General features: G+C 36.1%; 16 protein-coding genes and 1 other annotated feature (1 of these 17 running past the window's edge). All 16 genes read left to right on the top strand.

Annotated features, from left to right (window positions below; genetic code table 11):
- Nucleotides 1-81: 81 nt before the first annotated feature.
- The 16 genes from spoVE (at nt 82) to divIVA (ending at nt 14,469) form a co-directional block, all read left to right on the top strand.
- Nucleotides 82-1,173 (top strand): stage V sporulation protein E, encoded by a 1,092-nt coding sequence (gene spoVE / locus MKY70_RS20160; protein ID WP_002014736.1) that lies wholly within the window; start codon nt 82-84, stop codon nt 1,171-1,173.
- Between the two features lie 102 nt (nt 1,174-1,275).
- A complete protein-coding gene (murG, locus tag MKY70_RS20155) occupies nt 1,276-2,370 on the top strand; it encodes an undecaprenyldiphospho-muramoylpentapeptide beta-N-acetylglucosaminyltransferase (RefSeq protein ID WP_002088269.1) in 1,095 nt (364 codons plus the stop codon).
- A 61-nt stretch (nt 2,371-2,431) separates the two neighbouring features.
- Nucleotides 2,432-3,337: a UDP-N-acetylmuramate dehydrogenase gene (gene murB / locus MKY70_RS20150; RefSeq protein WP_002033752.1), complete on the top strand. Its 906-nt coding sequence runs from the start codon at nt 2,432-2,434 to the stop codon at nt 3,335-3,337.
- A gap of 98 nt (nt 3,338-3,435) precedes the next feature.
- Nucleotides 3,436-4,206, top strand: a complete 771-nt coding sequence (gene divIB / locus MKY70_RS20145) for a cell division protein DivIB (protein ID WP_002014733.1) — start codon at nt 3,436-3,438, stop codon at nt 4,204-4,206.
- 401 nt (nt 4,207-4,607) lie between these two features.
- The gene (gene ftsA / locus MKY70_RS20140) at nt 4,608-5,909 is read left to right on the top strand and encodes a cell division protein FtsA (protein WP_002014731.1); all 1,302 of its coding nucleotides are present in this window, start codon (nt 4,608-4,610) and stop codon (nt 5,907-5,909) included.
- A 39-nt stretch (nt 5,910-5,948) separates the two neighbouring features.
- Nucleotides 5,949-7,103, top strand: coding sequence for a cell division protein FtsZ (gene ftsZ / locus MKY70_RS20135; protein WP_002014730.1), 1,155 nt, complete (start codon nt 5,949-5,951; stop codon nt 7,101-7,103).
- A 454-nt stretch (nt 7,104-7,557) separates the two neighbouring features.
- Entirely contained in the window at nt 7,558-8,475 is a 918-nt protein-coding gene (gene spoIIGA / locus MKY70_RS20130) for a sigma-E processing peptidase SpoIIGA (protein WP_002165147.1), read from the top strand.
- Nucleotides 8,476-8,494: 19 nt separating this feature from the next.
- On the top strand, nt 8,495-9,214 hold the full coding sequence (gene sigE / locus MKY70_RS20125; protein WP_002128857.1) for an RNA polymerase sporulation sigma factor SigE: 720 nt from the start codon (nt 8,495-8,497) through the stop codon (nt 9,212-9,214).
- A gap of 157 nt (nt 9,215-9,371) precedes the next feature.
- A complete protein-coding gene (gene sigG / locus MKY70_RS20120) occupies nt 9,372-10,151 on the top strand; it encodes an RNA polymerase sporulation sigma factor SigG (protein ID WP_002014725.1) in 780 nt (259 codons plus the stop codon).
- A 293-nt stretch (nt 10,152-10,444) separates the two neighbouring features.
- Nucleotides 10,445-10,723: a YlmC/YmxH family sporulation protein gene (locus tag MKY70_RS20115; protein WP_012261605.1), complete on the top strand. Its 279-nt coding sequence runs from the start codon at nt 10,445-10,447 to the stop codon at nt 10,721-10,723.
- Nucleotides 10,724-10,840: 117 nt separating this feature from the next.
- Nucleotides 10,841-11,650, top strand: coding sequence for a peptidoglycan editing factor PgeF (pgeF, locus tag MKY70_RS20110; RefSeq protein ID WP_002128855.1), 810 nt, complete (start codon nt 10,841-10,843; stop codon nt 11,648-11,650).
- Nucleotides 11,651-11,655: 5 nt separating this feature from the next.
- Nucleotides 11,656-12,330 (top strand): YggS family pyridoxal phosphate-dependent enzyme, encoded by a 675-nt coding sequence (locus MKY70_RS20105; RefSeq protein WP_341025599.1) that lies wholly within the window; start codon nt 11,656-11,658, stop codon nt 12,328-12,330.
- Between the two features lie 19 nt (nt 12,331-12,349).
- Entirely contained in the window at nt 12,350-12,820 is a 471-nt protein-coding gene (locus MKY70_RS20100; protein ID WP_002014721.1) for a cell division protein SepF, read from the top strand.
- Between the two features lie 6 nt (nt 12,821-12,826).
- Entirely contained in the window at nt 12,827-13,090 is a 264-nt protein-coding gene (locus tag MKY70_RS20095; RefSeq protein ID WP_002014720.1) for a YggT family protein, read from the top strand.
- Nucleotides 13,091-13,105: 15 nt separating this feature from the next.
- On the top strand, nt 13,106-13,873 hold the full coding sequence (locus tag MKY70_RS20090) for a YlmH family RNA-binding protein (RefSeq protein WP_002033759.1): 768 nt from the start codon (nt 13,106-13,108) through the stop codon (nt 13,871-13,873).
- Between the two features lie 89 nt (nt 13,874-13,962).
- Entirely contained in the window at nt 13,963-14,469 is a 507-nt protein-coding gene (divIVA, locus tag MKY70_RS20085) for a septum site-determining protein DivIVA (RefSeq protein ID WP_001131609.1), read from the top strand.
- Between the two features lie 51 nt (nt 14,470-14,520).
- Nucleotides 14,521-14,702: a binding site (T-box leader), on the top strand (it continues 43 nt past the right edge of the window).

The raw sequence follows: 14,702 nt of genomic DNA, 5'->3' as shown, positions 1-14,702 counted from the left end.
AAAACATCAGTAGGCTAACACCTACTGATGTTTTGTTACATAGGGCAAAGGTTCTGCCCAAAGAGGTGGTGTTCATGGGTAATGAAGAAAACGCCTGATTTTATTCTCATCATCGTTACACTTGCGTTGTTAACAATCGGAATGATTATGGTTTATAGTGCGAGTGCGGTTTGGGCCTCTTATAAAATGGGGGATTCATTCTTTTTTGCAAAAAGACAATTGTTATTTGCAAGTCTTGGGGTAGTAGCTATGTTTTTTCTGATGAAAATTGATTATTGGGTATGGCGTACGTATTCAAAAGTAATTTTACTAGTTTGTTTCGTTCTTCTTATTCTCGTTCTTATTCCTGGAGTAGGTCTCGTTCGTGGAGGGGCGCGAAGTTGGATTGGAATCGGGGCATTTTCTATCCAACCGTCAGAGTTTATGAAATTCGCGATGATTATTTTCTTAGCAAAATTTTTAGCGGAACGACAAAAATTAATTACATCTTTTAAACGAGGTTTACTACCGGCTCTTAGTTTTGTATTTCTTGCTTTTGGGATAATTATGTTACAGCCAGATCTTGGTACGGGAACGGTAATGATTGGGACATGTATTATTATGATATTTATTTCGGGAGCAAGGGTCTTTCACTTTGCAATGTTTGGTTTGCTTGGTGCAGCGGGATTTGTAGGGTTAATTGCATCAGCGCCATATCGAATGAAACGCATCACATCATATTTAGATCCGTGGTCGGATCCGCTCGGAAGTGGATTTCAAATTATCCAATCGTTACTCGCAATTGGACCTGGTGGTTTATTTGGGCTTGGACTTGGACAAAGTAGACAAAAATTTCTTTATTTACCTGAACCACAAACAGACTTTATATTTGCAATCTTATCCGAGGAATTAGGTTTTATTGGTGGTTCATTTGTGTTATTATTATTTAGTCTATTATTATGGCGTGGGATTCGTATAGCATTAGGAGCGCCAGATTTATATGGTACGTTTTTAGCAGTAGGTATTGTGGCGATGATTGCGATTCAAGTAATGATTAATGTTGGTGTTGTAACAGGACTGATGCCTGTTACCGGTATTACTTTGCCATTTTTAAGTTATGGTGGATCAAGTTTGACCTTAATGTTAATGGCAGTAGGTGTATTATTGAATATAAGTCGCCATTCTCGCTATTAAACCCTGTTTAAAAGACAGGGTTTTTCGTGTGTGTGTGAAAATACAATATGTATATAGAAATAAATACGATTGAATAAGAACAGGGAAGTGGAGGAATCAGTAGTGCGAGTATTAGTAAGTGGTGGGGGTACTGGAGGACATATTTATCCAGCTCTTGCTTTAATTAGAGAAATAAAAAAACTAAATCCGGAAGCAAGATTTTTATACATTGGTACAGAGAATGGATTAGAGAGTACCATCGTACCGAAAGCGGGTATTCCGTTCCAATCTATTGTTATAAGTGGATTTAAACGAAAAATATCTCTTGATAATGTAAAAACCGTGATGCGTTTCCTAAAAGGTGTTCAAGATAGTAAACGATATATTCGTCGTTTTAACCCTGATATTGTGATTGGTACGGGTGGATACGTATGTGGGCCAGTTGTATATGCTGCGGCTAAATTAGGTATTCCGACTATTGTCCATGAACAAAATAGTGTACCTGGTGTAACGAATAAATTTTTAAGTCGTTATGTCGATAAAGTTGCAGTTTGTTTTGAAGCAGCTGCAGAACATTTTCCACAGTCAAAAGTGGTTATGACAGGTAATCCACGTGCATCAGAAGTAATGGACCAAAATGGAATGAAAGGAAAACGTTCGGTAGGACTATCCCTTTCTAAAAAATCCGTGCTTATTTTTGGTGGGAGCCGCGGGGCTAGACCGATTAACGATGCTTTTGTAGAAGCGATTGAACAATTTGGGAATAAAAGTTACGAAGTATTATATGTAACAGGCGAAGTACATTATGATAAAGTTATGGAAGCCGTGAAACAAAAAGGGAATCCGAATAATGTTATTATTAAACCTTTTATTCATAATATGCCAGAGGTACTGACGGGTGTAGATCTTGTTGTTTCAAGGGCAGGGGCTACAACGCTTGCAGAATTAACAGCGTTAGGAAAGCCGAGTGTATTAATTCCAAGTCCGTACGTAACAAATAACCATCAAGAAAAAAATGCACGATCAGTTGTTGATAAAGGAGCAGCTAAAATGCTACTTGAAAAAGATTTAACATCTGAAACGCTTATTCGTGACATTGATGAGATTTTATTGGATACACAAACATTACAAAATATGAAACTGGCTACTAAGCAACTTGGTATTCCAGATGCAGCAAATAAGCTATATGAAGTAATGAACAAGCTTATTAAAAAATAACATTAGGTGAACGCCCCGCATATTACTGTAATAAGGAGACTTGATATGGGGGAGATTGTCTATGGAACAATTAGTAAAAGAGCTTTTAGAAGCAAATGTTGGTCGCGTGTTAGTTAATGAACCGTTAGCGCGTTACACGACTATGAAAATAGGCGGACCAGCTGATATTTTAATTGTACCAAAGCATGTTGCTGGTATTGAGAAGACTCTAGAGTTAGTAAAGAAGTACAAGACAAGGTGGACTGCAATTGGTCGTGGTTCAAATCTTCTCGTATCTGATCAAGGTATAGAAGGTGTGGTTATTCGTTTAGGAGAAGGATTAGACCATTTAGAAGTCGAAAAACATAGAGTAAGAGTCGGTGCTGGATATCCCCTTATTAAATTGTCAACTTTACTTAGTCGACAGGGATTAGCGGGCCTGGAATTTGCAAGTGGTATTCCAGGAAGTGTTGGCGGTGCAGTGTATATGAATGCAGGCGCTCATAAGTCCGACATATCGAGTGTATTAACGAAAGCTCGTATTTTGTTTGACAATGGAACAATTAATTGGTTGACGAATACCGAAATGGGCTTTTCTTATCGCACATCTGTATTGCAAATGAAACGCCCTGGTATTGTTTTGGAAGCTGAATTCCAATTAGAGGTAGGCGAACGCGAGGGAATTGTAAGAAGCATGCAAAAGAATAAAGAGTATCGCCGTGAAACGCAGCCTTGGAATCACCCTTGTGCAGGAAGTATATTTCGAAATCCAGTCCCCTATTTTGCAGGAGATTTAATAGAAAAATCAGGGCTTCGTGGTTATACAATAGGTGGAGCTCAAATTTCTGAAATGCATGGGAATTTTATTGTTAATACTGGTGTGGCCTCAGCGCAAGATGTATTAGACTTAATCGCATTGGTAAAGCGTACAATTAAAGATAAATTTGGTGTTGATATGCATACAGAAGTAGAAATAATTGGAAGATAACGGTTATTCGTTCCGCTCATTATCATTTATGTTATAATAAGAAGATAAGAACGGCATGAGGAACATGCCGTTCTTTATGTTACATAGGGGGATCGTACATGAAAAATAGTAAAGTGATTAAACTACAAGATCGTGTACCAAAATTAAAGAATCAAAATAAAAAAAATAAGAAACCTGTTAATCATCGGTTAATTTTATACATATCGATTTTATTTTTATTAGTACTCTTTTTAATTTATTTTCGGTCTCCGCTTAGTAATATAAAAAAGATAAGTGTCTTTGGAAATCATTATATGACAGATGAACAAGTTATGAAGGAATCAGGTGTGACATATGATACGAGTTATTTCCGAGTAACAGCACATAAAGCAGAAGAAAACTTAACGAAACGAAAAGAAATTAAAGAGGTAAATGTAAAAAAACGTTTCCCAAACAAAATTGATGTTCATATCGAAGAATATTTAACAATTGGCTATATAAACAAAGATGGGAAATTACAACCGTTATTAGAAAATGGGAAAACACTCGATGTACTTCCGAACGGAAAGCTTCCAGTTGCAGCACCAATTTTTGAACCATTTAAAGAGGAAAAAATGAAGGAATTAATTGCAGAACTAGAAAAATTAACGCCAACTATTTTAAGGTCTATTTCTGAAATTCGTTATACACCAACGAACGCAAATGAAGATCATCTTACTTTATATATGAATGAAGGATATGAAGTGAGCACCACTATTCAAAATTTCGCAAAGCGAATGGAAGCTTATCCACTTATTTTAAAAACAATTGAACCTGGTAAGAAGGTTTTAATTGACTTAGAAGTGGGTGCATATACGAAGGAACTAGGTGCTGAAGAAAAGAAAGAATAGAATGATAGTTTTTACTGCGTTATTACGTATGAAATGAAACAAACGTTCTTTTATATGGATGCTAATTTGCAAGAATGCTTAATTTGATGAAAAAAATGTAAATTTTCTTAGATTCATACTAGGATTGGTACAAGTTTCACTTTTCTACAAGTACATCTTAGTGTAGACTTATACTTGGCGGTAATCTTTACACTTGAAATATAATTATTTCAAGATAGAGCAGTTATTCACAGGTTACTGCGATATTCTTAAATGAATGTTAAATAAAAATAAGAAAAATATAGGGTTAAAAAAGGGAAACGTACAAAGACGTTGAATATTTTTCTTATAAATAGTAAAGTTGCGATTGTTGTTCCATATATTGAGTTGTATGGTATAAATAAAGAAGGAGGTGCCAAAGAATGAACAGCAATGAAATATATGTTAGTCTTGACATCGGTACATCCAATGTTAAAGTCATCATTGGTGAAATGGTTAATGATAGCTTAAACATTATTGGTGTTGGAAACGTAAAATCAAATGGTTTGAAAAAGGGATCGATAGTTGATATAGATGAAACTGTTCGATCAATTAAAAAAGCAATTGAACAAGCTGAGCGCATGGTGGGTATCCACATTGAGCAAGTTGTAGTAGGTGTCAATGCAAACCAGGTACAGTTGCTCCCGTGTCACGGAGTAGTCGCTGTTTCAAATGAAGATCGTGAAATCGGGAATGAAGATGTCTTACGCGTTCTAGATGCAGCGCAAGTTGTGTCAATTGCTCCTGAACGTGAATTTATTGATGTGGTACCTCGACAGTTCATTGTAGACGGTCTTGACGAGATTAACGATCCACGCGGGATGATCGGTGTAAGATTAGAAATGGAAGGTACACTTATTACAGGCTCGAGAACTTTACTACATAACCTACTTCGTTGTGTAGAAAAAGCAGGTCTTGAAATTGTTGATATTTGTCTGCAACCTTTAGCGGCAGCGACAGTTGCGTTATCTTCGGATGAAAGAAATAGAGGGGTAGCCCTTGTTGATATGGGCGGAGGATCTACAACCTTATCTATTTTTAAAGATGGAGAGTTGCAAGCAACGAGCGTATTGCCATTAGGTGGAGATCATATAACGAAGGATATAGCGATTGGGCTGAAAACTTCAACAGAAAATGCAGATCAAATTAAGCTGAAATATGGACATGCTTTTTATGATACAGCATCTGAAGAAGAGATGTTTACGGTTCCTATTATGGGAAGCGATCAAACAGAACAATATTCTCAGTTGGAATTATCGGATATAATAGAGGCTCGTGTAGAGGAAATTTTAATGTTTGTTCAAGATGAAGTGCATAAGTTAGGAGTAAAGCAAGCTGCTTCTGGATATGTACTAACTGGTGGGATAGCTTCTATGCCAGGTGTTCTTGATCTTGCATACGATATTTTACATGAAAATGTTCGTATAGCAACTCCTGATTATATTGGTGTTCGTGAGCCTCAATATACAAGTGGAGTTGGATTAATTAAACATTCTTATCAAAAAGCTAAATTACGTGGGAAAAATGTGCAGGAAAAGCAAGAACATTTTGAACCAGTACCAGCACCAATGCCGGTACAACAGCAACCTGCGAAACAAAAAACTCGTAATCAAAACAATACTAATCAAAATGATGACCGCATGATGTCAAAAGTAAAACGTGCATTCCGTTATTTATGGGATTAAAATTGGACACGAAAAATGAGGTTCTAGGGGGATTTCGACATGTTAGAGTTTGATACTACTCAAGATCAATTAGCGAATATAAAAGTTATCGGTGTCGGCGGTGGCGGAAACAACGCTGTAAACCGTATGATTGAACACGGTGTACAAGGTGTAGACTTTATCGCTGTGAATACTGATGCACAAGCATTAAATCTATCAAAAGCTGAAACGAAAATGCAAATTGGTGGAAAATTAACGCGTGGACTTGGTGCAGGCGCAAACCCTGAAGTAGGGAAAAAAGCTGCAGAAGAAAGTAAAGAACAGATTCAAGAAGCGCTTCGTGGCGCGGATATGGTCTTCGTAACTGCTGGTATGGGCGGCGGAACTGGAACTGGTGCAGCTCCAGTTGTTGCTCAAGTTGCAAAAGAACTAGGCGCGTTAACAGTTGGTGTTGTAACACGTCCATTTACATTTGAAGGGCGTAAACGTGCAACTCAAGCTGCATCTGGTATTGCGTCATTTAAAGAAAATGTAGATACACTTATCGTAATTCCAAATGATCGCTTATTAGAGATTGTTGATAAAAATACGCCAATGTTAGAAGCGTTCCGTGAAGCAGATAACGTATTACGTCAAGGTGTTCAAGGTATTTCTGATTTAATTGCTACACCAGGTCTAATTAACTTAGACTTTGCAGACGTAAAAACAATTATGTCTAATAGAGGTTCTGCTTTAATGGGTATCGGTTCTGGTAATGGTGAAAATCGTGCTGCTGAAGCTGCGAAAAAAGCGATTTCTAGTCCATTACTAGAAACATCTATTGATGGAGCTCAAGGTGTTATTATGAACATTACGGGCGGCGCAAACTTAAGTTTATATGAAGTACAAGAAGCAGCAGACATTGTAGCTTCAGCTTCGGATCCAGAAGTAAATATGATCTTCGGTTCTGTTATTAATGAAGGATTAAAAGATGATATCGTTGTCACTGTAATTGCAACTGGTTTTGATGATAGTGCTTCGACACAACCACCAAAACCAATTATCCGTCCGACTGCGAATCACACACAACAGCAACAACAACCAGTAGCTCAACCTTCAAAACAACGTGAAGTTAAGCGTGAAATGAAACGTGAAGAGCCGGTTGTGCATGATCGTCATACAGATTCAGATGACATCGATATTCCAGCATTCTTACGTAACCGTCGTAGACGATAAAAGAAAAGGAGCTTTCATGCTCCTTTTTTTTTGTTGTCTAAATGGAAAAGATCTGCTAAGCAGATCTTTTTTTATTATTTTGCATATGGAGAGCCCAGTCCTATTTTTAAGCCATAAGCTGTGATAAATTGAAACTTTAATTAGTCGGGGGTGTTCATCCAAAAATGATTGTTAGCCCGACTCCCACTTAACTTCTGTCCTTTTTTATAGCTGAATTTTGAGGCAGGGTCTTACTGCCCGCAAATAGCAAGATAAACTTTGTATATATATAATTCAATTATTATGTATACAAGTAAAAAATTTATATTATTCTATGAAAAATACACTTTTATTTTTTACCGACAGATTATGTCTAGAAATCACAAAATAACAAAAAAATCCCTCCACCAATTGACACACTTTCCTATTGGATATGCATTATACTAGTCTCAACTTAAAAAAAGAGGTGAATTGTTTGGTTGTTTACGCCGACATTGTCTGGTTGTTAAACGCCTGCATTGATTTTCTTTTACTTTTATTAACAGCCACCGTGTTAAAAAAGAGAATCAAAAGATGGAGGCTTGTGTTAGGGGCATTTATAGGTTCAACTATTGTTATTTTCGCCTTTACGCCTTTTGCTTCTATGATGACACATCCAATTATGAAACTATTGTACTCGTTACTTATTGTGTATACAGCATTTGGGTTTTCGACATTTAGAAATTATACACAAACTGTTTTTACTTTCTATTTTGTAACCTTTATGGTTGGTGGAGGATTAATTGGAACGCATTACTTTTTGCAAACGAACGAAATGGTAAATGGATTAGTTCAATCTAAATCAGTTTCTTACGGTGATCCAATTAGTTGGGTATTTGTTATTTTTGGTTTTCCAGTAATTTATTATTTTTCTAAAAAGCGTATAGAAAGCGTAGAGGTCACAAAGATACACTATGATCAAATCGTGAAAGTGGAAATTCAATTAGCTGGAGAGGAACTAGAATTAGCAGGTCTAATTGATAGTGGGAACCAACTTTATGACCCGTTAACGAAAACACCCGTTATGATTATGCATATTTCATCATTAGAACATTGTTTGCCAGCTTGGTTAACAGAACAAATTTATTCCAAAACAGAAATTCCTCAAATACCAGAAAATGATTCTGGATGGGCGACGAAACTACGTTTAATTCCTTTCCGAGCAGTAGGAGTAGAGAATCAATTTTTATGGGCAATTAAGCCAGATTGTGTGCGAGTTTATCATGAAGGTAGTTCGGTTGTTGTAAACAAAGTACTGATTGGATTAAATACACAACAATTATCTACTAATGGAGAGTATCAATGCATTGTACATCCGAAAATGTTGATTTCGCAAAAGATGGTAATTGCTTAATTATGAGAGGCGGGATAATATGGTGAAATTTAAATTTTATTTGGTATACCTTTGGTATAAAGTATTGCTGAAATTAGGAATTAAGACCGATGAAATTTATTATATTGGTGGAAGTGAAGCGTTGCCACCGCCGTTAACGAAAGAAGAAGAGGCAGTTCTTTTGAATAAATTACCAAATGGAGATCAAGCTGCGAGGTCGATGCTTATTGAACGTAACCTAAGGCTTGTTGTATATATAGCAAGAAAATTTGAAAATACAGGGATCAATATTGAGGATTTGATTAGTATAGGAACAATTGGTCTTATTAAGGCAGTGAATACATTTAATCCAGAAAAGAAAATTAAATTAGCAACATATGCATCTCGTTGTATAGAAAATGAAATTTTAATGCATTTGCGTCGAAATAATAAAAATCGTTCGGAAGTTTCTTTTGATGAACCGCTTAACATTGATTGGGACGGAAATGAACTGTTACTATCAGATGTTTTAGGTACAGATGATGACATTATTACAAAAGATTTAGAAGCTACTGTAGATCGTCATCTTTTAATGAAAGCATTGCATCAATTAAATGACCGTGAAAAACAAATTATGGAGCTTCGGTTTGGACTCGCTGGTGGCGAAGAGAAGACACAAAAAGATGTGGCTGATATGCTTGGAATTTCACAGTCTTATATTTCTCGTTTGGAAAAAAGAATTATAAAAAGATTACGAAAAGAATTTAATAAAATGGTGTGAAGAATAAGACCAGTCGGTATCTAGACTGGTCTTATTCTTTTTTTGTGCATTAGGAAATATGATATTTGTGAAAAATGATAGAAAAACCGTATGCATAAAATCCCCTTCAAAGGAAATACTTTACACTGTACAGCAACTCCCGATAGGAGGGAACACTTTGACGAGAAACAAAGTAGAAATTTGCGGTGTTGATACAGCTAAACTTCCAGTACTAAAAAATGAAGAGATGCGTAAATTATTTCGTGAAATGCAAAGTGGAGAGATAAGCGCCAGAGAGAAATTAGTGAATGGAAACTTACGTCTTGTACTGAGCGTCATCCAAAGATTTAATAACAGAGGAGAATATGTTGATGATTTATTTCAAGTTGGTTGCATAGGACTTATGAAATCCATTGATAACTTTGATTTAGGCCAAAATGTAAAGTTTTCAACGTATGCTGTGCCGATGATTATTGGAGAAATACGCAGATATTTGCGTGATAACAATCCAATTCGTGTATCTCGCTCATTACGAGATATTGCGTATAAAGCCTTGCAAGTAAGAGAAAAATTGATTGCTGAAAATTCAAAAGAACCAACAGCAATGGATATTGCGAAAGTTCTTGAAGTGACACATGAAGAGATTGTTTTTGCACTAGATGCGATTCAAGATCCGGTTTCATTATTTGAACCGATTTATAACGATGGAGGAGATCCTATCTTTGTTATGGATCAATTAAAGGATGAAAAACAAAAGGACGAGCAGTGGGTTGAAGAACTGGCGTTGAAAGAAGGAATGAAGCGTTTAAATGATCGTGAAAAAATGATTATTCGAAAACGTTTCTTTCAAGGAAAGACACAGATGGAAGTTGCCGAAGAAATTGGGATTTCTCAAGCGCAAGTATCACGTTTGGAGAAGTCTGCTATTAAGCAAATGAATAAGACGATTCAAGGATAAGGACCTCACCAGTTATGGTGAGGTCTTTTTTATATATAATATTTTGCGCTCATAGTAGATTGGGTAGGTTCATATAATGAAAATAAAATGGATGTTCTATTAGTAGCGGTTATATACTGTTTATCCGCTTCGAAATTAGGCTGAAGTAAAAAGTTAGATGGAAGCGGGACTGCCCGTAAAAGTCCGATTGGCATGGGTTAATAATCAGTAGGGATGGGGATAATCCCACTGATTAAGGTTTCACTTTATTTGAGAGCGTACTTACGATTCATGATATAAGGGAGAGGATGAATATGATACGGATTTCGGAGTTTCAAATGAAGGATGTTGTAAATGTTTCAGATGGAAAGAGGCTTGGGAATATTGGAGATATTGATATTGATATAGACACAGGAAAGATTAGGGCGGTTATTATTTCTAAGCAGGCACGAATGCTTGGACTCTTTGGGAAGGAAGTAGAATTTGTGATTCCTTGGGAGCAAATTATGAAAATTGGAGAAGATGTCATACTTGTAAAAGTAGATCATGTTAATTCTGTAACAGAATCAATACAAACACCGACAATTTCATAAAGAATATTACAAATTCCTCTTTTTTTTCTGTTGTCATTATGAAAAAATAAAAGTATGGTAAAATAGACAGGAAGTACCATACTTTTTTCTGTTATTTTAATTAAAAGGAGTCGCTTTATGAGAGAACCATTTAAATATGCGGACGGTATACTGTATTTACAAGCGTGGAAAGAACTTGGAAACATTACTGTTGGATTTACGACAAAAGATGGTGGAGTAAGTACAGGCTCCTTTCATGCGATGAATTTAGGATTACATGTGAATGATATCGTGGAGAATGTTCATGAAAACAGACGCATTTTAGCGAATAAGTTACAAAAACCATTAGAAAAATGGATTTGCTCTGAACAAGTTCATGACCATCATGTTGAGAAAGTAGGACTGCAAGAAAAAGGGAAAGGCGTTTATTCATATGAAGACGGTATTCCAAAAACGGATGGCATTTATACGACTAACAAAGATGTTCTCTTAACATCTTGTTACGCTGATTGTGTTCCGCTCTATTTTTATGCACCATCACATGATATGATAGGACTTGCGCATGCTGGGTGGAAAGGGACTGTAACAGAGATTGCGAAAGAAATGATTCAAAAGTGGAATGCAGAAGGTGTTTCAAGTGATGAAATTCATGTCGCAATTGGTCCTGCAATCGGATCATGTTGTTATGTTGTTGATGATCGTGTATTAACAGCAGCACAGCAAGTAGTAAACGGATCTGTTCCTCATAAAGTAATTTCTGATGGTCAGTATGCAATTAATTTAAAAGAAGTTAATCGTATATTATGTGTACAAGCAGGCATAAAAGAAGAACATATTGTAATGTCATCTCTTTGTACAAGCTGTGAAGAACAATTATTTTTCTCTCATCGTCGTGATCAAGGTAAGACGGGGAGAATGTTGAGTTTCATAGGTTTTAAGGAGGAGTGAAGTAAGTGACAGTGCAAGGGAATTTAGTCGATGTAAACGAAGTAATTAAAGAATCTTGTGTACGAGCTGGACGTTCGATGAAAGATATTAAGCTCGTTGCAGTTACAAAAACTGTAGGGATTGAAAAAACAAGCGAAGTAATTGAAACAGGAATTATTGATTTAGGTGAAAATAGAAATGAAGGTTTCTTACAAAAATACGAGCATTTCGGTTCAAAAGTGAATTGGCATTTTATTGGATCATTGCAAACGAGAAAAGTAAAAGAAATCATTAATGAGATTGATTATTTACATTCATTAGATCGTCTTTCGCTTGCAAAAGAAATTCAAAAACGTGCTGATAAGAAAGTTAAATGCTTTATTCAAGTGAAAACATCATCTGAAGAATCAAAGCAAGGATTGGCGATAGAAGAAACAATTTCTTTTATTCAAAGTTTGCAAGAATTGGATAAGATTGAAGTGGTAGGATTAATGACAATGGCTCCGTTTACAGGAGAAGAGGAAGAGATTCGTCGCTGCTTTAAGGAATTGCGCATGCTACAAACAGAGGTGCAGGAGCTAGAATTATTACATGCACCATGTAAAGAATTATCAATGGGAATGTCAAATGATTACACGATTGCAATTGAGGAAGGCGCTACATATATTCGTTTGGGAACGGTTTTAGTAGGAAAAGCGTAGGAGGAAGGAGAAAGTTATTATGAGTTGGTCAAAAGTAAAATACTTCTTTTTTGACACACCGGAAGAAAAAGAAGCAGCTCAATATAGTTATGAAAAGGAGCAAACAGACATGAAAAAGCAACAAGATCCCCCAGAACAACAAGATGTTCCGTTTGCGAAAGTGCAACCGAAGCAAAATGTAGTGAGTATTGAAACAGCGAAGCAATCTTCAAAAGTTGTTTTACTAGAACCACGTACATATTCGGAAGCGCAAGGCATTTCGGATCACTTAAAAGGTAGACGAGCTGTTGTAATTAATTTGCAAAGAATGTCTACAGATCAAGCTGTACGTATCGTTGACTTTTTAAGTGGTACTGTATACGCTATAGGCGGGGATATTCAAAAAATAGGCCCGAAAACATTTATGTGTACACCTGAAAATGTTGATATCGTTGGTGCGATTTCAGAGTTATTCGGTGAAGAAGAAGAGACAAATATAAAGAGGTGGTAATACGCCATGACAACAGTTTTAACAGTGTTACTTACTGCTATCGAGATTTACTCGTGGGCACTAATTATTTACATTCTCCTATCATGGTTTCCTGGCGCAAAGGAATCAGCTTTTGGAGATTTTCTTGCGCGTATTTGCGAACCGTATTTAGAGCCGTTTAGGAGGTTTATTCCACCATTTGGTATGATTGATATTTCTCCACTTGTTGCTATTGTTGCCTTGAAACTTGCTAGAGGTGGTTTAGTGAGTTTATTCAACTATTTTTTATAGTGTGAGGTTAAATACATGAGCATCTATGAGCATTTTAGACCTGATGAAGAGGTCTTTGTGGATAAAGTATTAGAGTGGAAACAGGCTGCTGAGTACCATCAAGTCAAGTTAACAGATTTTCTTGATCCAAGACAGCAGCAAATTGTTTCTATGGTAATAGGGCAAGGAGATGTAGCTGTACGGTTTGATGGTGCGATGCCTGAAGCCGAACGGAAAAGAGCACTAATTTATCCAGATTATCTAGAATTAAATGAAGAGGAATTTCAAGTAGAAGTATTAGAAATTGACTATCCTTCCAAGTTTTTTACGCTAGAACATAGGCAAATATTAGGTGCATTCATGTCGCTTGGTTTAACAAGGGAAAAATGTGGTGATATTTTGCTTCAAGAAGACCGTGCCCAAATTGCAGTTGCCAAAGAAGTTGTATCGTATATTGAAATGAACTTACAATCAATAGGGAAAATGAAAGTCACACTCTCTCCTATACAAGTAGAGAAAATTTTGCGTGTAGGTGAAAAATGGGGAGAAAAATCTGGGACTGTTTCGTCACTTCGTCTAGATGTTTTATTAGCTGAAATGCTACATATATCTAGGCAGAAGGTACAGCCTCTTATAAAAGGTGGCTTAGTAAAAGTCAATTGGAAAACAGTAGAGCAAACTTCGTATGAATGTTTTCCAGGGGATGTTTTCTCGGTTAGAGGGTATGGACGAAGTAAATTATTTTCTGTAGAAGGTAAAACGAAGCGCGACAAATGGAGAGTTTTGTATGGTATACTAAAATGATTGGTTTTTTAGAAGGAAATTCTCTTATTTTGTCGAAGAAAAGATATAATTGAAAGAGGAAATTTAGATAACTACTTGGAGGTGGCGTTGTGCCGTTAACACCATTAGATATTCATAACAAAGAATTTGGTCGCGGGTTTCGTGGCTACGATGAAGATCAAGTAAATGAGTTTCTTGATCAAATCATCAAAGATTATGAATTAGTCATTCGTGAGAAAAAAGCTTTAGAAGAAAAGGTTGCACAATTAGAAGGAAAGTTAGATCATTTTTCTAATATTGAAGATACGCTGAACAAATCTATCATTGTCGCACAAGAAGCTGCTGAAGAAGTGAAGCGTAATGCACAAAAAGAAGCAAAATTAATTGTACGTGAAGCAGAAAAAAATGCAGATCGTATCATTAATGAAGCGTTAGTGAAATCAAGAAAAGTTGCTTTTGATATTGAAGAGTTGAAGAAACAAGCGAAAGTATTCCGAACTCGTTTCCGTATGTTATTAGAAACACAACTTGAAATGTTAAACAACGATGATTGGGATAAACTAATTGAATTAGAAGACGAAGTGGACGAACTGTTGAAAAAAGAAGAAACAGTGTAAGCTTGACGTTTTTCTCATTATTACATATAATTTTAAACAGCATATTTATTAAGAAAAACGAAGATAGGGATAAGTACCTTTTTCATACCTTATATAGCGAACTGAGGATGGTGTAAGCTCAGGATAAGGAGATAATGGGAATATCACCCTGGAGTTCCGCGCTGAACAAATTTAGTAAGCGTAGGCGTATATTCGCGTTAAGAATATAAAGAGGACCTTATGCATTTGTATAT

Origin of the sequence: Bacillus sp. FSL R9-9492 (assembly GCF_038007365.1) — a bacterium.
GTDB lineage: Bacteria > Bacillota > Bacilli > Bacillales > Bacillaceae_G > Bacillus_A > Bacillus_A mycoides.
Note: the sequence above shows the minus strand (reverse complement) of the source record. Positions and strands in the feature narration are given on the sequence as shown.

What these genes read in the sequence shown, in the direction of transcription:
- spoVE (WP_002014736.1), top strand. Translation starts at nt 82, where the DNA reads ATGAAGAAAACGCCTGATTTTATTCTCATCATCGTTACACTTGCGTTG.
- murB (WP_002033752.1), top strand. Translation starts at nt 2,432, where the DNA reads ATGGAACAATTAGTAAAAGAGCTTTTAGAAGCAAATGTTGGTCGCGTG.
- divIB (WP_002014733.1), top strand. Translation starts at nt 3,436, where the DNA reads ATGAAAAATAGTAAAGTGATTAAACTACAAGATCGTGTACCAAAATTA.
- ftsA (WP_002014731.1), top strand. Translation starts at nt 4,608, where the DNA reads ATGAACAGCAATGAAATATATGTTAGTCTTGACATCGGTACATCCAAT.
- ftsZ (WP_002014730.1), top strand. Translation starts at nt 5,949, where the DNA reads ATGTTAGAGTTTGATACTACTCAAGATCAATTAGCGAATATAAAAGTT.
- sigE (WP_002128857.1), top strand. Translation starts at nt 8,495, where the DNA reads ATGGTGAAATTTAAATTTTATTTGGTATACCTTTGGTATAAAGTATTG.
- MKY70_RS20115 (WP_012261605.1), top strand. Translation starts at nt 10,445, where the DNA reads ATGATACGGATTTCGGAGTTTCAAATGAAGGATGTTGTAAATGTTTCA.
- pgeF (WP_002128855.1), top strand. Translation starts at nt 10,841, where the DNA reads ATGAGAGAACCATTTAAATATGCGGACGGTATACTGTATTTACAAGCG.
- MKY70_RS20100 (WP_002014721.1), top strand. Translation starts at nt 12,350, where the DNA reads ATGAGTTGGTCAAAAGTAAAATACTTCTTTTTTGACACACCGGAAGAA.
- MKY70_RS20095 (WP_002014720.1), top strand. Translation starts at nt 12,827, where the DNA reads ATGACAACAGTTTTAACAGTGTTACTTACTGCTATCGAGATTTACTCG.
- MKY70_RS20090 (WP_002033759.1), top strand. Translation starts at nt 13,106, where the DNA reads ATGAGCATCTATGAGCATTTTAGACCTGATGAAGAGGTCTTTGTGGAT.